Raw genomic sequence first — 21567 nt, forward strand, 5'->3', positions numbered from 1 at the left:
GCTTCGCTACACCTGGGAAGCCTGCTACCGGGGCTTCGACCTGCCGCCGGCCGAATCCGCCGAACTCGGCGCCGACCTGCTCGGGCGGTGCGCCGCCACCGAGGATTTCCGCATCGGCACCCAGGCCGGAACGGGTGATGTGCTGCGTTCGATTCCGGTCAGCGCCTGCATGGCTTCTGGGTTGGCTTACTGTGCAAGTCGCATACGCGACTTGCACCTTAACGGCGCCCGCAGGGTCGCCGGAACAGCCGGCAGTTCGCCGACAGGGCGCTTTACCAGAAGCGCCCGCAACCGGTACTATCCGCGCACGCCGGCGACTCCCGAGGATTCCCTCCCGGGAGTCGCCTGGCGTTCCAGTCGTCGTGCCTGGAGTCGTGCCTGGACGCGCCACGGCGCCGACGCCAGACCAGGCCTTGCCGCTCCGCGGCGGCTGGAGCAAGGGTTCGATACCGAGGCATCGGGCGGCGCCCCGCCAGGCAACCGCCCAACTCCGGCGCGCGGCGCTCAGGCCATCGCGCATTGGCGACTTCTCGAAGGCTCTGGCCTCAGTTGCCAGGGGACTGGATATGTCGATTACTGTGCGAGACTCGCTGGCATTTCTCACCGTGCCGGAGTTAAAAGACCTGGTGAGCCACCTGCCGGGAAGCACAACGGCGACACGCGAGGACGATCCGATCGAGCGCATCGTCGTCGCCATGCTCGGTCCGGAACGGACGGCCATCTGGTCGCGGCCTGACGAGGCGCAGCAGGCTGCCGTCGCCGAAGCGGCGCCTCACCCGCCCGGCGAGTATTCCGACCGGCGGTTTCGCGCCAGATACCAGCGCGCACCGGCTTTTCGCGTCGCCGCGGCGAAATCGTACGGCGACTCCGCCGGCAACAGCACGGCCTGGTGCCTGTTCATTCCGTACGCGCGGGACGACGGTCGCCATGTCGTCCCGACCGACTGGCGCGCCCGCCTGCAGGCGTTCCTGGGCCGCTACGACGGCCTCAGTGCCTTCCGGGTGACGCCGCTCGGCGCGTACCTGCCGGGTCGCGAGGCCACCTACCAGCCGCCCGCCGTTGCCAGCGGCGTCGCCTTGTCGTTCGCACCTGGGCTGCACGTGGACGTCGTGCGCGGTGTTCGGGCGGCCGAGGAAACGCGGCGGCTCGACAACCGGGCGATCCCGGTGCAGGCCGGAACCTGGCGACTCGACCGCAAGTGCTGAACCGCCCGACCCTAGCCTACCTGCGACTGCTCGCCGTGGCGCTGTTTCTCGGCGTATTGTTCGCGACCTTCGAGCTGTCCGGTTGGCGCGACCACTTCAGTCGGCAGTTCCTGCACGACCAGTTCATCGAGCACAGGCTGAACGGCGTCTTGATTTTTGTCGTGCTGTTCTCGCTGGGCAACCTGCTCCAGATTCCGGGGTGGGTCTTTCTCGCGGCCGCTGTGCTGGCCCTGGGGCAGAGCTGGGGCGGTGTCGTCACCTACCTCGCCGCCAACGTCTCCTGTGCAGTAACCTTCCTCAGCATACGCCTGGTCGGTGGCGATGCCCTGCGACAGTTGAAGAATCGGCCCGCGCGCCGCCTGCTGGAGCAACTCGATGGCCACCCGATCCGCAGCGTTCTCTGCCTGCGCATCCTGTTCCAGACGGCGCCGGCGCTCAACTACGCCCTCGCCATGTCCGGCGTCGGCTTCCGCCAGTACATGCTCGGCACGCTGCTCGGCATGCCTCTGCCGATCGCCGTCTATTGCCTGTTCTTCGACTTTCTGGCCAGGCTGCTTCATCTCGGCTAGCAATCGGCATGGCCAGACCCGTGCCGCAAAATTTCGGCAAATAGAATGTAAGGATCTGCGCCGCGAGCCGACAAAGAAACGGCAACCCGGTTGTCGTCCGGTCACTGCGACTGGGCCAACTGCGCTCGCACCGCCGGCCCGGCCAGCTTCCTGATCGTCCGGCGTGGGCTTTCGCACGAGGAGAGGAACCTTGAGCAAGTGCATCCTGGCCCGACGGACCCGCTGACCATGCCGGCCGACTGCCATTTGAGACGAGTCCGCCGCGCGGCCGCAAAGCGTTCGCCGCGCCATGGCGGCCAGCGGGTTGACGCCGGCGTCAGGATCGATCGATGATCGACAGCTGCCGGAAAGTGACCCGTCTGTGCTCGGACGCCCTCGAACGCGAGCTGACGCTGCAAGAGCGCGTGACGATGAGGACGCACCTGATGATCTGCGTCGCCTGTCGGAACTTCCGCAGCCACCTCGCCTTCCTGCGCCAGGCCATGCGCAGGTACGCCGAAGGCACGGGTGATGCCGTGCCGGACAATCCCGTGGACCGTGAGAAGCAATGAGAGCATCCGATCGACGGCGCGACGTGGCACCGTACCGCCCTCTCCGATACGCAGTTGCACGCGCTGCTCGAGGTTCTGGTGGGCAGCGGGAGGCCTGTCTGCGAGAACAGCGGCGAGGCCTTTGCCGTGCTCTGGACTGCTGGTGAACAACCGTCGCGGCGGCGACCCGACAGGCTGCGAGGCTGCGCACCGCCGTCGCGACCCTGACAGCGCCGGCAACGGTCCGCAGGGCCGCGCGCGGCGCCCGACCGGCATCGTACCGGGCGATCTCGGGTACGATAGTCGGTGCCTGGGGCGCTCTTGATCGCGTTTCTTGCCCCGCCGCTACCGACCAGGAGACGACATGAGCCATCGCTTCGAGAACGCCTTTGCCCTGCTGATCGCCGTGGACCAGAACAAGGAAGCCAGTGCCGCCTTGCCGGCCGTGGCCGCCGACGCGCGCGCCCTGCGCGATGTCCTGGTCCATCCGGCGCGTTGCGGCTACGCCCCGGACAAGCTGCGCTTGCTGAGCGGCGACGAGAGCACCCGACAAGGAGTTTTCGACGGGCTCGACTGGCTGGCCGACGAACTGGCGGCGATTCCGGACGGCGACTCGACGGCCATCCTCTATTTCAGCGGCCACGGCCACGTCGAAGGCGACGAACACTATCTGATCCCCTACGACCTCAACCTGCGGCGGATGCGCAGCAGCGCGATTCGCGCCACCGACTTTGCCGACGCGGTCGCAAAACTGACGCCGCGACGCCTGCTCGTCGTTCTCGACTGCTGTCACGCGGCCGGCATGGGCGTCAAGCAGGCCGCGCCGGTGCCGGCGCCATTCGCCAGCGCGGCGATTCCGCCGGCGCTCTTCCTGCCCCAGGCCAAGTCGCCCGCTGCCGGTCGGCTCGCCGGCCGCGCCGTGCTCAGTTCGTGCCAGCCGGGCGAAAGCTCCTACCTGCGGGCCGACGGCCGCATGAGTATCTTCAGCTATCACCTGATCGAAGCGCTGACCGGGCACGCGCAGCCGTCCGGCGGGGCGCGCGAGGTCCTGGTTTCCGACCTGGCCAGCTACCTTCAACGCGCCGTCCGGCAAAGCGCGCGGGCAGAGCATGGCGCCGAGCAGAACCCCGTCCCGCAGTTGGCCGGCAACTTCCCGGTCGCCCTGGTGCTTGGCGGCGACGGGCTCGGCAAGGGGCAGGCGGCGCCCGATCCATTCACGCCATTGGCGCCTCTGCCGCCGGCGGTTTCCTGGCGGGCCACCGTCAGCGGTCCGGGCGCCGCGGCTCAGGCCGGCGGCAACGCCCTCGGCGAACGTGCGACCCAGGTCGTTGGCGACAACAGCGGCACCATCGTCAGCGGCACGCAGATCGTCAACCACTACTACCACGACGGCCGCGCCGCCGGCGGCAGCGTCCCCAACAAGGACGCCATCGCCCGGCAGGTCGCCGGCTACCTGCGCTGGCTGCAGGAGCGTACGCAAAGCATCGAGCTGCGCGGCATCGAACGGGCGGGTGGCGCGGCGGTCGTCGTCTTGCCGCTCGAGACCGCCTACGTGCCGCTGCGCGCCCGTTCGCTGCCGCGTCCCGGCCAGGCGCCCGAGCGGATCGGCCAGCCGGGCAAGGCCAAACGCCAGCGCGCACAATTCGATGATGCCGCTGCCGCCGGCCAGCCTTCCAGCCGCGAGGCCGATGTCGCCCTGAACGAGGTTCTTGGTCTCGAATTCGATGATATCGCTGCCGTCCTGAACGAGTTTCTTGGTGAATTCGATGATACCGCTGCCGCCAGCCAGCCTTCCGGCAGCGAAGCCGACATCGCCCTGAACGAGGTCCTCGGTCTCGGCCATCGCCTGGCCATCATCGGCGGACCGGGTTGCGGCAAGACGACGGTGTTGCTGCACATGGCCTGGGCGCTGGCCTCCTCGCTGCTCACCGGGCAGCCGGAACCGGCGCGCTCGCGCCTCGGCCTGACCATGGCCGCCGACGAACTGCCGCTGCCCATCCTCGTGCCGCTGGCCTCGTTCGCGCGCTACCGACGCCAACTGCGGGCCGGAGCTCCGGCCCACGAGCAGACCCTGGCGCACTTCATCTCGCACCACCTGATCCGTAGCGAAGCACCCTCCGAACTACCGGTCGACTTCTTCGTCCGCCTGCTCAGGGATGGGCGCCATGTCCTGCTGCTGCTCGATGGACTCGACGAGGTGGCGAACGAAGGCGAGCGCGCCGAGGTCCGCCAGTCGGTGGAGAAGCTCGTCGCCGGCCGCGACGCGATGCGCGTCGTCGTCACCTGCCGGACGATCGCCTATCGCAGCGGCGGCACCGCGCTCGGCGCCGATTTTCGCGAGATCGCCGTGCAGGCACTTGACCACGAACGGCACATCGCGCCCATGGTGCGTCAGGCCTACGCCTGCATCCACCCGCAGGACAGCGTGCGCCGCAACGAGCGCGCCGACGACCTGCTGACCGGGATTCAGCGGCTGGAGGCCGATCGCCGCCAGCGTCTGGGCGAAAACGCCGCGCCGCTGGTCGACAGCCCGCTGATGGTGCGCCTGCTCCTGATCGTCCATCTCAACAACCGCGCGCTGCCCGACCAGCGCGCCGACCTCTTCGACAAGGCGATCAACGCGCTGCTGCAGGTCGATTACGGGCGCGACGAGAGCGACAATCGCGAGTTGTCCGCCGACTGGACGCTGTACCGCGACATGGCGCAGCAGTTCGCTTTCCGGATGCACCAGCAGGGCGCCGACCAGGGGCGCGAAATCGAGGAGCCGGCGCTGCGCGCCATCCTGGGCGCGGAAGCCGATTTCCAGCCGCGCCTCGACGATTTCGTCCGCCATGCGCGGCAACGCGGCAGCGTCCTCGAAGAGCGCGACGGCGCTTACCGCTTCCTGCATCTCGCCTTGCAGGAATTCCTCGTCGCCCGCTACCTGAGCGAGGTGATCGGGCGCGTCAGCCGCGAGGCGCTGCTCTCCTGTCTCGCCGAACGACTCGCGGACCCCTGGTGGCGCGAGCCGATCCTGCTGCTCGCCGGTTACCAGGCGACGCACGCCGCCCGCTCGGCGCGCGACTTCCTGCGCGCCCTGGCCGCAAGCGGTCGCGTCGGCAATGCGCAATTCTCGGCCGCCGAGCTGGCCGCCACGGCGGCGATCGAGTGGCGCGAGAGCGGCGAAACCCTGCGCGCCGAGTGCGCGCAGCGCCTCGTCGGCCTCTTGGGCGACGTCGATGCGCTGGCGGCATCGCGACCGACGGTGCGCGCGCGGGCCGGCGACGTTCTGGCGCAGATCGGCGATCCACGTTTCGACGCGCAGCGATTCTATCTACCGGCCGACGACACGCTCGGTTTCGTTCGCCTTGCCGCCGATCCAGGGTTCATGATCGGCACGCGACCAAGCGACAGGAAACGGGTCTCCCGGATTACCGGTTACCCTGTTCTCGATCACGAAATCAACGACGCGCTCACGCCCACGCCGGAGTTCTACATTGCCCGTCATCCGGTGACCGTCGCGCAGTTCCGCGCTTTCGTCGAGGCGACGGGAGATGCGATCGGCGACCCGAAGGCCTTGCGCGACCCGGACAGCCGGCCGGTGCGCCACGTCAGTTGGCACGACGCGCTGGCCTGGTGCGGCTGGCTCAACGAGGTGCTGACCACGGCCGACGTTTTCGCCGACCATCCGATCGCCAGGCTGGTGCGCGAACGCGGTTGGCAGGTCGCCCTGCCGAGCGAACTCGAGTGGGAGAAAGCGGCGCGCGGCGGCCTTACCGGCGCGGTTTTTCCTTGGGGAGACGATGCCGACCCGAACCGCGCGAACTATGCGGATTCGCAGGTTGGCGATACGTCCGTGGTCGGCTGCTTTGCGGCGAACGGTTTCGGCCTGTACGATATGGCGGGTAATGTCTGGGAATGGACGCGCAGCCGCTACCGGAACTATCCGTACGATCCTGCCGACCCGAAACGCGAGGACCTGCTGGCCGGGAACGATGTCTTGTGGGTCGTGCGGGGCGGCTCGTGGGACGGTCATCGGGGCCTCGCCCGCTGCGCCTTCCGCGTCAGGCTTCGCCCTGGCAGTCGGAATGGTGATCTCGGTTTTCGGGTCGTGTTGCGTTCTTCCCCTGTTCCTTGACTCTGTCCTCTGCTCCCTCCGGCCTCTGTCACTCCGGGTACTCCGGCTCCGGAGGGGGTGCGGGGGAAACTTCCCCCGCCGCGCAGCGCAGCCTCGAGGGGCGGCGTGGGATCGGATGCGTCGCGAAGAGGTGCTTGCGCAAGCCCCAGGTGTCGGCGTAGCGGACATGATTGATCCAGCCGCGTACGCTGGCGTCGAGTTCGGCGAAGGAGATCGAGCCCGCGCGATAGGCGTCGAGATTGCTGGTCAGCCGGCGCGTGAAGTTGACCGCGTTGCGCTGCTTGAGCAGACGATGTGTCGGGTACACGACGAAGCCCAGCCAGGGGATGCCGCAGCGCGTCGGCAGCACCTGCGCCTGCGCCGCGTGGATGGTCAGCCGCTCCTCTGCCAGGCGGGCGATCAGCGCCTCCTTCCATTGCCACAGCGTTTTCCGGTCGTCGCCGAACAGCGCGAAATCATCGACGTAGCGCAGGTAGGCGCGGCAGCCCAGTTGGCGTTGCACGAACCCGTCGAAGTCGTTGAGATAGACATTCGACCAGAACTGCGAAGTCAGATTGCCGATCGGCAGGCCGCGTGGGCGGCAGGCGGCGAGCAGGTCGTCGCCGGGGAAGTACACCGGGCGGTACTCGTCGGCCAGCACGCCGGCGCCGCTGTCGAGGATGACACCGGCCAACCATCGCAGATCCGGATCGTCGACCACGCGCGCCAGCTTGCCGCGCAGGAGATCGTGGTCGAGCGACGGGAAGTGCTGCACGACATCGGCGCGCAGCACGTAGCGATAACGCCGCGCCTGGTACTGCAGCCGGTCCAGCGCCCGGTGCGTTCCCTTGCCGCGGCGATTGGCGTAGCTGTCGGCGATGAACCGGGCCTCGAACAGCGGCTCGATCACCCGGCACAGCGCGTGATGGACGACGCGGTCGCGAAACGGCGCGGCACTGATCTTGCGACGCTTCGGCTCGTGAATGAAGAAGTGGCGATAGGCGCCGGGCCGATAGGTCTTGCCGCGCAACTCGTCCTGCACGGTCACCAGTCGGTCAGCCACTTGTTGCTCGAACGCCGCCGCGCTACCCTTGCGGCGCTTGCCGCGCGCGGCGACGGAGAACGCCTGCCAGAGGTTGTCCCATTCGGTGACGGCGTCGAAAAGTTCAGCCATTGCCGGACGACGCCGATTTGGCGACACGGACCGCCGCCCGGGCAGTGCGGGCCGGCCGAGCCGCCTGCGGTGCCGGCGAACGGCGCCGCTTCTCCTTCCCTGCCCGGAGTTGCTCACGATGCCCACCACGAAAGAACTGGTGATTTTCACCCAGACCTACGACCTTCTCACCTGGCTCCTGCCGCACTGCGAGCGCTTCCCGAAGACCCAGCGCTTCGTCGTCACGCAACGCCTGCAGGGTGCCGCGCTTGATTTCCAGGAGGCGATTTTCGAAGCCAACGCCCGCCACGGCGCGCAGCGCCTGCAGCATCTGCAGGCCGCCGACGCGCAGCTCAACAAGCTGCGACTGTACTTGCGCCTGGCCCGGCAATGGGATTGGCTGAGTAGCGGCCAATACGAGCACGTCAGCCGCCTCGTCGCCCAGGTCGGCCGGCTGCTCGGTGGCTGGATTCGGCAAACGGCGTCCGGCAGGCCCGCTCGCTCGGGTCGCGAGGCCGAGGATTTCTCCTGACCCGGCGCGGTTCCGGTGGCGGGAGTCGGGGCGGAAGTCGGGGCGGGAACGGCGGGCGCGTCGGCCTGGCCGTTCCCGTGCTTCGCTAGGTGCCCGGCGCGGGCGATTGCCCCGCTGTCGCCCCGCCTTGCGGCCTGCGCGCGGACCAGACCTGTCTGGCGCTGTTCTTCTTCCTTCGCCTCGGCCGGCCAAGCCGCTTGCGCGAATCGACCGGCATTTCCGGAACACGGCCGGCACGGGGGTGCCGGCGCGCCGTTCCACCTGGCGGCGGAACCAGAAGAAGGGGCGGAAGAACGTGGGAAGAACGCAACACGACCCGAAAACCGAGATTATCATTCCGATTGCCAGGGTGATTCCTGTTGCGGTAGGCGCAGCGGGCGTTGTCTCGATGATTGTTCCACGAGCCGCCCCGCACGACCTCTCCAGACTGCCTGACCGGATGTCGCCATCCGGTCGGCGAAGGATAGCAAAAAAATCGCGCGTTGCGCTGCGCGCGGCGGGGGAAGTTTCCCCCGCACCCCCTCCGGAGTCGGAGTACCCGGAGTGACAGAGGCCGGAGGGAGCAGAGGACAGAGTCAAGGAACAGGGGAAGAACGCAACACGACCCGAAAACCGAGATCACCATCCCGAACGCCAGGGTGAATCCTGTAGCGGCAGGCGCAGCGGGCGAGGACTCGAAGAAGGTTCCACGAGCCGCCCCGCACGACCCGGTAGACATCGTCCGAGGCATCCAGGTCTTCACGTTTCAGATCCCTGGCATCGTAGGGGTAGACGAAATCGGACTGCGCCCAGTCGTCGCCCCACAGGCTGCGCGTCCATTCCCAGACATTACCCGCCATATCGTACAGGCCGAAACCGTTCGCCGCAAAGCAGCCGACCGCCGAGCTGTCGTTGATCTCCGCCGCGTCGTAGTTGGCCCGTTCGGGATCGGCCTCGTCTCCCCACGGGAAAACCGCGCCGGCGAGGCCGCCGCGCGCCGCTTTCTCCCACTCGAGTTCGCTCGGCAGAGCGACCCGCCAACCGCGTTCGCGCACCAGGCTGGCGATCGGATGGTCGGCGAAAACGTCGGCCGTGGTCAGCACCTCGTTGAGCCAGCCGCACCAGGCCAGCGCGTCGTGCCAACTGACGTGGCGCACCGGCCGGCTGTCCGGGTCGCGCAAGGCGTCCGGGTCGCCGATCGCATATCCCGTCGCCTCGACGAAAGCGCGGAACTGCGCGACGGTCACCGGATAGCGGGCGATGTAGAACTCCGGCGTCGGCGTGAGCGCGTCGTTGATTTCATCGTCGGAAAGCTCGTAACCGGCGATCCGCGAAACCCGTTTCCTGTCGCCTCGTTGCGTGCCGATCACGAACCCTGGGTCGGCGGCAAGGCGAACGAAACCGAGCGTGTCGTCGGCCGGCAGATAGAAACGCTGCGCGTCGAAACGCGGGTCGCCGATCTGCGCCAGCACGTCGCCGGCCCGCGCGCGCTGCGTTCGCGTCGCGCCGCCGTCGTCGGGATGGATCGGCAGCGACGCGGCGAGCCAGCCGGCGACGCGCGCCGCGATGGCGGCGGTGCGCTCGCGCTGGCGGATCGCGCCGACGCCGATCTCGAGCAGCTGCATCCCGGCCAGCAAGGCGCAGTTCCAGTCGGCGGCCGCGACGGGTCTCTTCCGGCGGCAGTCGGCGACCGCCTGGCCGCCGATCAGCTCGTCGGCCGCGCTGGCGCCGCGCTCGGCCTTGGCCAGCCGCGCCGCCAGTGGCAGCACCACCTGCCAGTGGCCGGGAGCTTGCCGGGCCAGACGCGCGCACTTGGTGGCGAAGTCCGGCCGCGCGGCGAGATGGCTGGCGGCGAGGAATTCCTGGAAGGTGCGGTGCGGAAAGGCGAACTGCCGCTCGCCGTGGCGGAAGCACTGGCCAAGCAGGAGGCCAGCGCGTTTTTCGATGTAGTCGACGACGATCGCGGCTTTGTTCAGATCGTTCTGCAGCAGCCCCCGAAACGCTTGCAGCAGGCGGCCTTCGCCGATATCGGCCGGAGCGCCGGCGGCGCTGGCCGCGACCGGGCCGGCGTGCACAAGGGCCTGCTCGACGACGCTCTCGGCATGCACCGCGAAGGCCAGTTCTTCGAGCACGCCGCGCAGGTCCGAGAGCTTCAGCGTCGGAATCGCCAGCGCGTCGAGCAGCGTCTGGTCGGCGCCGATCTGCCGGTTCCAGCGCAGCAACAGCAGATCGACCGAGTCGTCGTAGAGGTCCGCGCGGTCGTCGGGCAGGCGCCCGCGATTGGCGTGCAAGGAGGCCATCAGCGTCAGCAGCAAGGGGTTGCGCGCCAGCGGCAAGAGGTCCGGGCGCCGGCGCGCGGCGAGCAGATCGTCGCACTTGCGCTCAGCGTCGCCGGGCGACAACCACTGGCGCCTGGCCAGCGCGGCGTACCAGGCGCGGACGAATTGTTCGATCTGCCCGTCGTCGAGGTCGGCCAGCGAGTACACGCCTTGCGCCGGGTCGGCACCGCCGGGCCAGGCATAGGGCCGCGCGGTGAGCAGGAAACGGCAGTGCCGGCCGGCGTTGCGCACGAACTCGTCGACCGCGCCGAGAACGCGCTGGCAAGCGGCTTCGCTGCCGCACTCGTCGAGGCCGTCGAACAGAAACAGCGCCCCCTGGTCGCGGGCGACGCGCCGGATGGTTTGGCAGGTGGCCGACGACAGGCCGTAGCCTGCGGCGTCGAGCGAGCGCCCGATGAAAGTCCAGAGGTCGCCGGCGCATGGCGGCGCGCCGCCGGCCGGCAGCTCTTCGGCGAAGCGGCGCAGAACGACGCGCACCGGCAGCCGCGCGCCGTGCGTCCAGGCGTCCCCCAGATCGGCGAGCCGCTCGGCCTGCCCCGGCCAGGCCTGCGCCAGCGTGAGCAGGACGCTGGCGCCGAAAGTGCTCTTGCCGCTGCCGGCGGCGCCGAGCAGCGTCAGTTGCCGATGCTGCGCCAGCGCTTCGAGCACCGGCACCGGCCGGGTCTCGTGCGCTGTCTCGAGATCGGCGCGCTCGCCGCGCGCCCGCTGGCGGTCGCTGGCCAGCCACTGCGCCAGCGTCGTCTGCGCCGGCAGGCGCAGATGCGTGGCCAGCGGCACATAGACATCGGCGAGCTGCAAGGGCTCGCGGCGGGTGTCGCTGGCGGCGACATCGATTTCGCCGAGCTTCAGGCCGGCGAGATCGCTGGCCAGCGCGGCAAGGTAGTCGGCGATGACGGCGCGGTTCTCGACCGATTTGTCGCGACGCGGGACTTTCTTCCTGACGATCTGTGTGAACTGGCCGCCGGCACCGACCGCGATGGCGCCGTCACCCTGGGCGATGGCCCCGTCGCCTGTGAGTCGCGCCTCGAAGCGGCCGCCGCCGGGCGCCGCCGGCGCCGCCCGGTCGGGCGGCGAGTCGCCGAAACCGCTGGCGGCGAGTTTGTCGAGTTGCTGGCGGAAGTGCAGCTTGAGCTGGTCGACGTTCGCGTACCTGGTCGGGAAGTGGCCGAGGGCCTCGAGCTTGTCCTGAAACGCCCACAGGCTCAGCAGGTCGGCGCGTGCGGCCTGGTGCGGCGCGTCCTTGAAATAGGTGTACAGCAAGGGTCTGCCGGTGGCCTGGAAGTGCTCGTAGGCCGCCGCGAACTCTTCCGCAGTATAGGGGCCGACCTTGGTGAAGAAGAGCAGGACGAAGATGTCGCAGCGACCGATCGCGCGCAGGTACTCGTCTTGCAGGCGCGTGCGGGAAACGGCGTCGAGGAAGTCTTCCCAGAGGACGAGTTCGAGTTCCACCCCCTGCTTGACCCACGACTTGTTTTCGCGAGCGATGAAAACCTCGAACTGCCGGCGGTCGTCTTCGAGTTCCTGCGAGGAGGCGAGGAAGATCTTTCTGGTGGTGATCATGCTGTCGGCTCGGGAAGGCTGAGGTCGGGCAAACCGTACGCGACGGGGTCGTGAAAATCAAGGGCGCTGCGCGGCGGGGGAAGTTTCCCCCGCCCCCCCTCCGGAGCCGGAGTACCCGGAGTGACAGAGGCCGGAGGGAGCAGAGAACAGAGTCAAGGAACAGGGGAAGAACGCAACACGACCCGAAAACCGAGAAAGCCAATCCGAGAGCCAGGGAGAGCCCCGCTGCGGTAGGCGCAGCGGGCGCCGTCCCGACGATTGAACCACGAGCCGCCCCGCACGACCCGGAAGACATCGTCCAAGGCATCAAGGTCTTCACGTTTCAGATCTCTGGCATCGTAGGAGTAGACGAAAGCGGGTTGCCGCCAATCGGTGCCCCACAGACTGCGCGTCCACTCCCAGACGTTGCCCGCCATGTCCAGGCATCCACAGGGGCTGCGCCCGGCCTCGAAGCAGCCCGGCGTGCTGCTCGCACCGATGTTCATCTCGGCATTCGCCCGGTCGACCTCCCACTCGTCGCCCCAGGGCCAGGCGCGCTGCGGTTGCGGGTTCTTCCGCCGTGCCGGGTCGGCCAGAGCGAGGCCCTGGCCGACCGTGGTGTACTGCGCAGCGACGGGAAGCTCCACGCCGCCACGCGCCGCTTTCTCCCACTCGGCTTCCGACGGCAGGGCGACGGACCAGCCGGCCGGCAGCCGGTCGCGCCAGCGCTCGCCTAGCCACACACAAAAGGCAAGGGCGTCGTGCCAGCTTACCGATGCCAGTGGCCGGTTCGCCGGATCGCGCAAGGCATCCGGATCGGGCGCTTCGCCGCCGGCGCTGGCGACGAACTGTGCGAACTGCGCCACCGTGACCGGCGATTCAGCGATCCAGTAGTCGTAGTCCAGCGTTTCGTTGCGATGCAGCGGCGCTTGGTTGTTTCCTTCGTCGCCCATCCAGAAAGCGCCGCGCGGCACGAAGGCAAAGCGCATGTGGTCGACGTCGAGCAGTTCCTGCCGGGTGTCGCCGAGGGCGGCGAGCAGGTCGCCGGCCAGCGCGCGTTCGCGCACCGGCAGACGGGTGCTGTGCAACAAGCAGCACTGCCAGTCGCGCACGCGCCGGCGCTTGCTTTCGTGGCGTAGCTGCAGGTCGGGGTCGGCCGCCGCCAGGCCGGTTTCGTGCAGCGCCTGGCCGGCGAGAAGCGCGCCCCACTGCGTTTCGCTGTCGGGTTCGGGCGCTCCGGGGCCCGGATCGACGGGCCCGCCGCACAAGGTGTCGACCAGGTCCCAGATGGCGCTCGGCGCGTTCCGGGAACTCGCCGCGGCGAGCAGAACGACCTCGCGCCAGCGGTCGGGGTCGGTTGTCGCCAGTCGGCTCAGTTCGTCGGGGAACTTGAAGCGCGCCAGATGACAGGCGGCCAGATACTCCTGGAAGGAACGGTGTGGGAACTGATACCAGCCCTCGCCGTGCGCGCTGAGCAGCCCGGCACGGTCGCGCAGGTACTCCTCGAGGCGCATGAGTCTGGCGTCCGGCCGGTCGCGCGAGGCGGCACGCAGCGCCGCCGTCAGCGCGTCGGCGTGAATGTCGGCCGTGCCGGTCAGCGAGGGCTGCGCCCGGTGTACCTCGTAGGCCAGGCGGTCGATTTCGCGGCGTATGCTCTCGCGGCTGGCACCCAGCCACTCGCTGAGGCAGGGTTCGTCCACCCGCTGGCCGCTGCGGTCGAAGCGCGGCTTGTGACGTTCCCACTCGTCGAGCAGCATGTCGACCGACTCGGCGTACAGCTTCTCGCGGCTTTCCGGCAGCGCGCCGCCGCCGCGCGTCTGCAGCCGCGCCATCAGGGTCAGCAGCAGCGGGCGGGCAGCGAGTTCGCGCAGTTCGCGGCGTTTGGTGGCACGCTTGAGCGTTGCCGCGCCGTCCGCCGCCTGCGACGCGCTCAGGCGCTCCAGATCGTTCGCCATGTGGGCGTACCAGGCGTCGATGAAGCGCTCGATCTGGCCGCGCGTGAAGGGCAGCAGTTCGCGTTCGGCGAAACCCATGAGCTTCCAGTCCTGGTGCTGGTAGGCGTAGGTACGGCTGGTGACGAGGAAACGGCACTGGCCGTAAACCCCGGCGAAGGACTGCACGGCCTGCTTGACCTGGGCGCGCCGGCTCTCGGCGTCGGGGACTTCGTCCAGCCCGTCGAGCAGGACCAGCCCGCCGCGGCCGAGCAGTTCGCGCTGCAAGGGGTCGGCGTAGGGCCGCAGTGGCTCGGGCCACTGGTCGACGATGAAACGCCACAGGGTGCCGGCGTCGGCCCGCGTGTCAGGCGTCAGACTGGCGGCGAAATCGCGCAGCACGACGCAGACCGGCAGCAGCGCGCCGTGCGTCCAGCGTTGCCGCGGCGGCTTGGCGTCGGCGGGTGGAGCGTCGGGTTCGGGCGGGATCGGCTGGCGGAGAAGCTTCAGGTTGGCGGCCGGCAAGCCCAAAAGCTCGCCGGCCAGGCACAAGGCGACGAAGTTGAGGAAAGTCGTCTTGCCGCTCCCCGGTCCGCCCATCAGCACCAGCGAGCGCTCGCGGTCGAGCGCTTCGAGCGCCGACAGGCGCTCGCCCTGGCGCGGCTCGCCCTCGCCGGACGGGTGGGTGCCGCGTGCGGCGGCTGGCTGGCGAAGGCTGTCGTCGCTTGCCGTGGTGAGCAGCGCGGTGTAGACCGCGGGCAGTTGCACCATCTTGCCGCTGTCGCTGAGGAAGAGTGGCAGCCGGTTGGCCTGCGTGACCAGCCAGGCCAGATAGGCCTGGCGCAGTTCGGCGGCGTCGTCGGGCGCGGCCGCCAGCGGGAAGACGGTGGTGATTTCGTAGATGTCGCGGCCGGCCTGGCGCGCACCCCGGCCCAGGGCGGTGGCCGCCTTCCCCTGAGCGAGCGCACCGTCGCCCTTGACGCGGCCTTTCGCGCCTCGGCGCGGCTTTCTTGCTGGGGGAAGTCGTTCGCTGTTCATTGCCGTGGTGCTCGCCGGGTGATCGTTGGAGTAGGATACGAGGATGCCTGTCGGTGCGCGCGGCTGTCAATGCCGGAGGCCGGCGGACGACCGGATGCGGGGAGGAAAAAGATGGGCCGTCACTTCGAAAACGCCTACGCGCTGCTGATTGCCGTCGACCGGAACCTGGAAGCCGCGGCGGCGCTGCCCGCCGTCGCCACCGACGCGCGCGCGCTGTACGAGGTGCTGGTGCACCCGCAGCGCTGCGCCTACCGGCCCGACAAGGTCCGCCTGCTGAGTGGCGCCGAGAGCAGCCGGCAAGGCATCCTGAGCGGGCTCGACTGGCTGGCCGAGCGCGTGGCCGCCGACGACGACGCGACGGCGATCGTCTATTTCAGCGGCCACGGCCATGAGCAGGACGGCGAGCATTTCCTGATTCCTTACGATCTCGACCTGAAACAGGTCGGCCAAAGCGCGATGCCGGCCACCGCCTTCGCCACCAGAATTGCCAAGCTGGCGCCGCGCCGACTGCTGGTGCTGCTCGATTGCTGCCACGCGGGCGGGATGGCGGTCAAGGGCACTCTGGCCGCCACGGCGCTGCACGACGCGGCGATTCCGCCGACGCTCTTCCTGCCCGCCGGGAAGTCGCTCGCGACGCCGCTCGCCGAGGGCGAGGGCCGTGCCGTGCTCAGTTCGTGCCGGCCGGGGCAGCTCTCCTATCTGCGCGCCGATGGCCGCATGAGCATCTTCACCTATCACCTGATCGAGGCGCTGAGCGGGCACGCGCGGCCGGCCGGCGGCGCCACCGAGGTGCTGGTTTCCGACCTGATCAGTCACCTCCAGCGCCGCGTGCCGGAGAGCGCCCGCGCCGACCACGGGGCCGAGCAGACGCCGTGGCCGGAGTTGCGCGGCAACTTTCCGGTGGCGCTGCTGCTCGGCGGAAAGGGACTCGCCACCGGACAGCAGCCGCCCGACCCGCTGGCGCTGCCGGCGTCAGGGGCCGTTTCCCAGCGCGCCAGGCTGCGCGGCAGCGGCGCCATCGCCCAGGGCGACGGCGCCACGGCGCTCGGCAAGGGCGCCCTCTTCATCGGCGGCAAGCCGCGCCGCCGCGGCGACACGGGGACGATGCGCCAAGCGGCCACAGCGGACGACGCCGGCCCGCTGCGCGAGCTGTCGTCGATCAAGGGATTCAAGAGATTCCTGTCGGCCGGACGCGGTTTCGCTTTCTTCGACGATGGCAGCGGGCGTGATGTCTTTCGACTGCGCGGCGCCACCGGGCTGGCCGCCAAGGGCATCGCCGACGGGTCGCCCGACGAGGCGCCGCAGGAGAAAGCGCCGACGAGCGCGGCGGCGGGCGGCAAGCTGGGTTTCGTCCTCGAAGGTCCGGCGGCCAGGGGCCTGACGCTGCGCGCCCGAGGAGTCGCCTGGCTGGTCTTCAAGCAGTTTGCGGCGGGCGACGTCGTTGGGGCGATGGTCGAAGGCGAGAAACTCGCGCCGCTGCTGACCGGCGAACAGAAGCTGGCGATCAGCGTGACGCCCGAGGACGGACTGGCGATCGACGGCCCGCATGCGGGCGAGGCCGAGTTCGAGGACGGCCAACTGCGGCAGGCGCCGGCCTTCGCCCTGCGGGCGCTGGCGGAATCGGTCGGCGAATACGGCGTGCATGTCGAGTTCCACCACGCCGGCGCGCGGCTCTACGAATTTCGTCTGCCGATCATCGTGCTGCCGCCCGGCAAGGCTTTGCCGGCGGTCGTTGCGCCGACGACGATAGACCTCGACGGCGAGCGGGTATGGCGCGCCGCCGCCGAGATCGCTCCGTCGGCGCGCCGCCTGCGGCTGAAAACCTGCTTCGAAAACAATCGGCTGTATCTGAACTTCGACGACTACGTGGACGGCGAGATCAGTTTTTCGATCGAGGGTTTCGCGTCGACCCTGGACCGCGCCCGGCTCGACCTGCTGCGCCTGCAATTGACGGCCAGCCTGGGCGCCGGTCTCTACGAGTCGTCGCCGGTGTGGGACGACTTCGACGGTTCGGCCAGCACGACGCCGGCCTGCCGGCGCGCCCTGACCCGGATCAGCCGGCAGTTCGCGCAGGCCGGCAGCGTGCTCTATCGGGCGCTGTACGAGGACGACCCGTTTCGCCGCATCCTCGACTACATCGAACAGAAAGTGGCAGCGGGAACGCGGCTGACGATCATCAGCCGCGAGCTGTCGCTACCCTGGGAACTGCTCTACCCGCAGCGCTTCGATGCCGACGCGCCGGACGACTGGCCGCTGCAGCCGGAGCGTTTCTGGGGCGTGCGCTTCGCGCTGGAGACACAGTTCCTCGGCGAGGGCGACTACGCGTCGCTGCTCAGGGCACGGCGGCAGGCCAGAGCGGCGGCCAGCCTGAACCTCAACCCGACGATCGTCGTGCCCGCCGGGCAGGCGCGTCAGGCGCACGAGGGGCTGGCCGCCAGCTTGCGCGCGCAAGGCTCCGGCGTCGAAGTCAAGGCCGATGGCCAGGGCATGCGCGAGGTCATCGTTCGCGCGCGCACCGACGCGACGCTGATCTACGTTTTCTGCCACGGCAGCCCGCCGCCCTCGGCCGCGGCGCCACAGCCGGAAACGTTGCAGCTCGACCGGGACTGCTCAGTCTCGGTCGACCAGATCGACGAGCAGCGTGTCTATGCGAACGCGCCGGTCGTCTTTCTCAACGCCTGCAGCGCCGGCGCTTGCTCGCCCTTGTCCTTCACCGGCTTTCTCAAGGCCTTCCGGCGCAAGAAGGCGCTCGGGTTGATTGCGCCGAATTTTGCCGTGCCGACCTGTTTCGCGGCCCGCTTCGGCGCCGATGTCGTCGACGCCTGTTTCCACAGCCCGGGCCGCAGCCTCTCTGGCCTGCTGCTCGGTTTTCGCCAGCAGCACCTGCAGCGCGGCAATCCGCTGCCGCTGCTCTATGCCGTGCAGTGTCAGCTTGATCTCTAGGGAAGGGGCCCTTGCATGTCGGAAAGACGGCAAACGCTGATCGTCAGCGACCTCCACCTGGGCGGCGGCGCGGCCGACCCCGGCGACGACCATGTTTACCAGAATCGGCAACTCGAACGCTTCGTGCGCCAGAGTCTGGCTTCGCCGGCTGGCCAGGAGGGGCAGATCGAGCTCTTCTTCAACGGCGATTTCCTGGAATTCGCGCAGGTGCGGCAGGAGGCCTATCGCAGCCCATCGACCGACTATTGGTGTTCGGAAGCGGAGTCGCTGGAGAAACTCGAGGCCATCCTCGCCGGGCACGACAACAGCTTCGCCGCGCTGCACGATTTTCAGGCGGCGGGTAACCGGGTGACCCTGGCGGCCGGCAACCACGATGTCGACCTCTGCTGGCCGGCTGTGCGCAAGCGCCTGCGCGCACGCATCGGCCCCGGCCTGCGTTTCGAAACCGGCGTCGATTGGGTCGAGCGCTACGACGGCCGTCTGCACATCGGCCATGGCCACCTCGAGGACCCGGCCAATCGCTTCAAACACTGGTCGGCGCCGATCCTGCGAGCGCCGGACGGAGAGCGACTCGAGATGTGCCCCGGCACCTTGTTCATGGTCCGCTTCGTCAATGGTCTGGAAGAGCGCTACCCGTTTGCCGACAACCTGCATCCGGTGCAGAACCTGGCGACGGTGCTGCTGCGCGAAGATACCGGCGGCTTCGCCAGCGCCGGCTGGATGCTGTTGAAGTTCGTCGCCCGGCATGCCAAGACGCTGAACACGCAGAGCACTGCCAACGTCGGCGCACGGCTGCTGGCGCGTCTGCGGGCAGACGACGCTTGCGCGCAGCGTCTGGCCGCCGCGTACCGGCTCCTTGGCGAAGAGCGGAGCAGCGCAAGCGTGCGCCGCGACGTGTCCACCGAGGAGCAGCTCGCCGATGTGATGATGCGCCTGTTCGCAGTGCTGCCGGCGGACGAGTGGCTGGCGCTGTTTGCGCTGCGGCCGGCGCCGGTGCTCGCCGCAGGAGGGTCGAAGACGCTGGGCACGATCATCGGCGCGCGCCACTTCGGCAGGGACGCGCTGCGCGATCTTGCGCAGCGACGATTCGACGCGTGTCCCGCGGCGCAGGTGGTCGTCATGGGTCACACCCACCTGCCGGACGACCAGCCTTTCGACAACGGTCGCTACCTGAATCCGGGGAGCTGGACACGCTACCTCGACCTCGAAAAACACCCGCATCCCAGCCTCGAGAATCTGCGCGACGAAGCCCGTTTCCCCTACGAACTGAACTACATCGTCGTCGATGCCGACACCGACGACACGCCGCTGGCGGCCAGGCTGGAGTGTTTCGAGCGGAGTGCCTGAGGGGGGTCGAGGTGGGTCGAGGTGGGTCGTTGGGGAGGTCGGGGCGAGATGAGGCGCCAAGGACCGCCAGAACAAGCCGCGCGGCCTCCCGAGTCGATGGCTCCCTGCGGGCGGTGAACACGCGGCGCGGCGGCTCGGCAGGGTCCGGGCCGCTGTTTGGTGATTTAGGCTGGCGTAAGGTGCAAAGACGCGCACTTCGGCTTGATCGTATCCGAACAGGGTATGGGCAAGCAATCCAGATATCATTCACCACAAAAGCGCAGATACACTGCCAGTGTCAGGTTTTTCATCCTCGTCTTCTCGCCCCTTTTCGGCCCACACCTCATGTCCAAGCAATATACGTGGCAGTCAGTCCTCGGTATCGTCCGCGAGCACAGAACGGACCTGATCGGCGCGCACATCGTCGCCATCCTGGCGGCGGTGGCGAGCGTGCCGATTCCCCTCATGATGCCACTGCTGGTGGACGAAGTGCTGCTGCATCAGCCCGGTCGCCTGGTGGGATGGCTGAACAGCCAGTTCCCCGCCGCCTGGCAGGGGCCGGTGCTGTACATCAGCGCGGTGCTGGCGCTGACCCTGGCACTGCGGCTGACGGCGCTGATCCTCGGTGTATGGCAGGGCCGTAGCTTCACCCTGATCGCCAAGGACGTGGTCTTCCGCATGCGCGAGCAGATGCTGCAGCGTTTGAGCCGCATCGCCATGTCGGAGTACGAAACCCTTGGCAGCGGCGCCGTCGCGTCCCATTTCGTCAAGGACCTCGACGCGATGGACACGTTCATCGGTGCATCCGTGTCCAAGTTCCTGGTGGCGCTGCTGTCCATCATCGGTACCGCCATCGTCCTGCTGTGGATGCACTGGCAGTTGGCGCTGTTCATCCTGTTGCTCAATCCGGCGGTCATCTACTTCACCACGCTGCTGGGCAAGCGGGTGAAGGATCTGAAGAAGCGCGAAAACAGCGCTTTCGAGCTGTTCCAGCAGGCGCTGACCGAAACCCTGGATGCCATCCAGCAGATCCGCGCCAGCAACCGCGAGCGCCACTACATTGCCCTGGTGATCGACCGGGCGCGCGGCATTCGCACTGACGCCGCCGCTTTCTCCTGGAAGAGCGATGCGGCCGGGCGGCTGTCCTTCGTGGTGTTTCTGTTCGGCTTCGACGTATTCCGCGCCATCAGCATGCTGATGGTGGTGTACTCCGATCTCAGCATCGGCCAGATGATGGCGGTATTCGGCTATCTCTGGTTCATGATGGGTCCGGTACAGGAGATTCTGGGCATCCAGTACGCCTTCTACGCGGCCAAGGCGGCTTTGGGGCGCATCAACCGCCTGCTCGAACTGAAGGATGAGCCGCATTACCCGCACCGGCAGGACCCCTTCGCCGGCCAGCATACGGTCGGCGTCGAGGTGGAGGATGTCCACTTCAGCTACGGCGATACCCCCGTCTTGAACGGTGTCAGCCTGCGCATCCGGCCGGGAGAAAAAGTGGCTCTGGTGGGGGCTTCCGGCGGCGGCAAGTCGACCCTGGTCCAGGTCCTGCTCGGTCTGTATCCGCCTGACTCCGGCACGGTGAGTTTCGCTGGCGTGCCGATGACCGAGATCGGTATGGAGGTCGTGCGCAGCCACGTTGCCACGGTGCTGCAGCATCCGGCGCTGTTCAACGACACGGTGCGCACGAACCTGACCCTGGGCCGCGAACTCACCGACGAAGATCTGTGGCAGGCCCTGCAAGTGGCACAGCTCGCCGATACCGTGCGCGAGTTGCCGAGCGGCCTCGATACCATCGTCGGCCGCCAGGGCGTGCGGCTGTCAGGTGGCCAGCGCCAGCGCCTGGCGATCGCTCGCATGGTGCTTTCCGCCCCGCAGGTCGTCATCCTGGACGAAGCGACGTCGGCGCTCGACGCCGACACCGAGGCGAGACTGCATGAGGCGCTGCGCGGTTTCCTCAAGAGACGAACCACCCTGATCATCGCCCATCGCCTGAGCGCGGTGAAACAAGCCGACCGGGCCTACGTATTCGATGGTGGCCAGATCATCGAGGAAGGCAAGCACGATGAGCTGATCCAGGGCGACGGGCTGTACAGCCAGCTTTATGGGCAACTGCAGCACTGATCGGTCATGCTTGCGGCACATTGCCGATCGCCGGAAACTTCCTTGGCAGGTGCATCGCCACTGCCCGTTAATGTGAAAGTCGCGTTAGCGACTCACGAATTTCCCCTCCCCACTCGCGGGGGCTAAGGCGGGGTTTCGCGGAGCACTGCTCCGCGCCGCCGCAGCCGGCCCGCGATGCAGCGCGGGCCGTGGAAGGGGCCGGGGGAGAGGGCAACGGTCATGACTTTCATGATCGGGGGTGCCTGGAAAAGTCATGACCGTTA

The 21567-nt window shown here is 68.5% G+C and carries 13 protein-coding genes; 8 read left to right on the top strand and 5 right to left on the bottom strand.

The genetic code is table 11. From position 1 onward, the window contains the following. Positions 1 to 217: hypothetical protein (locus tag V5B39_RS09665; protein ID WP_332342682.1), on the bottom strand; the 217-nt coding region annotated here is incomplete at its 3' end. A 349-nt stretch (positions 218 to 566) separates the two neighbouring features. On the opposite strand from V5B39_RS09665, the gene V5B39_RS09670 reads away from it, so the two are divergent. From V5B39_RS09670 to V5B39_RS09685, 4 genes are all read left to right on the top strand, one after another. Further along, entirely contained in the window at positions 567 to 1205 is a 639-nt protein-coding gene (locus V5B39_RS09670) for a hypothetical protein (RefSeq protein WP_332342683.1), read from the top strand. After that, positions 1199 to 1774: a TVP38/TMEM64 family protein gene (locus tag V5B39_RS09675; protein WP_332342684.1), complete on the top strand. Its 576-nt coding sequence runs from the start codon at positions 1199 to 1201 to the stop codon at positions 1772 to 1774. The genes V5B39_RS09670 and V5B39_RS09675 overlap by 7 nt, the downstream gene beginning before the upstream one ends. Before the next feature lie 329 nt (positions 1775 to 2103). Beyond that, a complete protein-coding gene (locus V5B39_RS09680; RefSeq protein ID WP_332342685.1) occupies positions 2104 to 2325 on the top strand; it encodes a zf-HC2 domain-containing protein in 222 nt (73 codons plus the stop codon). A gap of 343 nt (positions 2326 to 2668) precedes the next feature. Then, positions 2669 to 6421, top strand: a complete 3753-nt coding sequence (locus tag V5B39_RS09685) for an SUMF1/EgtB/PvdO family nonheme iron enzyme (protein ID WP_332342686.1) — start codon at positions 2669 to 2671, stop codon at positions 6419 to 6421. A 28-nt stretch (positions 6422 to 6449) separates the two neighbouring features. Here V5B39_RS09685 and V5B39_RS09690 read toward each other — a convergent pair whose 3' ends face one another. Then, the gene (locus V5B39_RS09690; protein ID WP_332342687.1) at positions 6450 to 7574 is read right to left on the bottom strand and encodes a reverse transcriptase domain-containing protein; all 1125 of its coding nucleotides are present in this window, start codon (positions 7572 to 7574) and stop codon (positions 6450 to 6452) included. A 118-nt stretch (positions 7575 to 7692) separates the two neighbouring features. Here V5B39_RS09690 and avd point away from each other — a divergent pair, with 118 nt between their 5' ends. Beyond that, positions 7693 to 8085, top strand: coding sequence for a diversity-generating retroelement protein Avd (avd, locus tag V5B39_RS09695; protein WP_332342688.1), 393 nt, complete (start codon positions 7693 to 7695; stop codon positions 8083 to 8085). A gap of 85 nt (positions 8086 to 8170) precedes the next feature. Here the strand turns inward: avd and V5B39_RS09700 are convergent, their stop codons facing one another. From V5B39_RS09700 to V5B39_RS09710, 3 genes are all read right to left on the bottom strand, one after another. Further along, positions 8171 to 8710 carry an SUMF1/EgtB/PvdO family nonheme iron enzyme gene (locus V5B39_RS09700; RefSeq protein ID WP_332342689.1) on the bottom strand — a complete coding sequence of 180 codons (540 nt, stop codon included), beginning with the start codon at positions 8708 to 8710 and terminating at the stop codon, positions 8171 to 8173. Further along, positions 8661 to 11963 (bottom strand): SUMF1/EgtB/PvdO family nonheme iron enzyme, encoded by a 3303-nt coding sequence (locus tag V5B39_RS09705; RefSeq protein WP_332342690.1) that lies wholly within the window; start codon positions 11961 to 11963, stop codon positions 8661 to 8663. Before V5B39_RS09705 ends, V5B39_RS09700 begins: the two co-directional genes overlap by 50 nt. 152 nt (positions 11964 to 12115) lie before the next feature. Further along, positions 12116 to 14911: an SUMF1/EgtB/PvdO family nonheme iron enzyme gene (locus tag V5B39_RS09710; RefSeq protein WP_332342691.1), complete on the bottom strand. Its 2796-nt coding sequence runs from the start codon at positions 14909 to 14911 to the stop codon at positions 12116 to 12118. Positions 14912 to 15022: 111 nt separating this feature from the next. On the opposite strand from V5B39_RS09710, the gene V5B39_RS09715 reads away from it, so the two are divergent. The 3 genes from V5B39_RS09715 (at position 15023) to V5B39_RS09725 (ending at position 21304) form a co-directional block, all read left to right on the top strand. Further along, a complete protein-coding gene (locus V5B39_RS09715) occupies positions 15023 to 17854 on the top strand; it encodes a caspase family protein (RefSeq protein WP_332342692.1) in 2832 nt (943 codons plus the stop codon). A 15-nt stretch (positions 17855 to 17869) separates the two neighbouring features. Then, positions 17870 to 19201 (top strand): hypothetical protein, encoded by a 1332-nt coding sequence (locus V5B39_RS09720; protein ID WP_332342693.1) that lies wholly within the window; start codon positions 17870 to 17872, stop codon positions 19199 to 19201. Positions 19202 to 19525: 324 nt separating this feature from the next. Beyond that, positions 19526 to 21304 carry an ABC transporter ATP-binding protein gene (locus tag V5B39_RS09725; RefSeq protein ID WP_332342694.1) on the top strand — a complete coding sequence of 593 codons (1779 nt, stop codon included), beginning with the start codon at positions 19526 to 19528 and terminating at the stop codon, positions 21302 to 21304. Positions 21305 to 21567: the final 263 nt, after the last annotated feature.

Source organism: Accumulibacter sp. (genome assembly GCF_036625275.1).
Lineage (GTDB): Bacteria > Pseudomonadota > Gammaproteobacteria > Burkholderiales > Rhodocyclaceae > Accumulibacter.